At 66.6% G+C, this 607-nt stretch carries 1 protein-coding gene; it reads left to right on the forward strand.

What is annotated here, in order from left to right; translation table 11 throughout:
• The coding region (locus ACUY1T_RS22000) for an electron transfer flavoprotein subunit beta/FixA family protein (RefSeq protein WP_446025699.1) at nucleotides 1-525 on the forward strand (525 nt) is incomplete at its 5' end.
• Nucleotides 526-607: the final 82 nt, after the last annotated feature.

The following is a 607-nucleotide window of genomic DNA, read 5'->3' on the forward strand; positions in this document are numbered from 1 at the left end:
CTGGCGCTGGGCGCCGACCGGGCGATTCATGTCGAGACCGAGGAGCGCGTCGAGTCGCTGGCCGCGGCCAAGCTGCTGGCCAAGGTGGTGGAAGAGGAGCAGCCGGGGCTGGTGATCCTCGGCAAGCAGGCCATCGACACCGACAACAACCAGACCGGCCAGATGCTCGCCGCCCTGGCCGGCCTGCCCCAGGGCACCTTCGCCTCGGAGGTCGTGGTCGACGGAGACAAGGTGCAGGTGACCCGCGAGATCGACGGCGGCCTGCAGACCGTCGAGCTGACCCTGCCGGCCATCGTCACCACCGACCTGCGCCTCAACGAGCCGCGCTACGCCAAGCTGCCCGACATCATGAAGGCCAAGAAGAAGCCACTCGACGTCAAGTCGCCGGCCGACCTCGGCGTCGAGGTGGCGAGCAAGCTGACGCTACTCAAGGTCGAGTCGCCGGCCGAGCGCAAGGGCGGCATCAAGGTGGGCTCCGTCGACGAGCTCGTGGACAAACTCAAGAACGAAGCCAAAGTGCTTTGAAGGGAGCCGATTTCATGAGCATCCTGGTTTTAGCCGAACATCATGATGGCCAGCTCGCCGGCGCCACCGCCCACGTGGTCGC

It is taken from the genome of Billgrantia sp. Q4P2 (assembly GCF_052806135.1).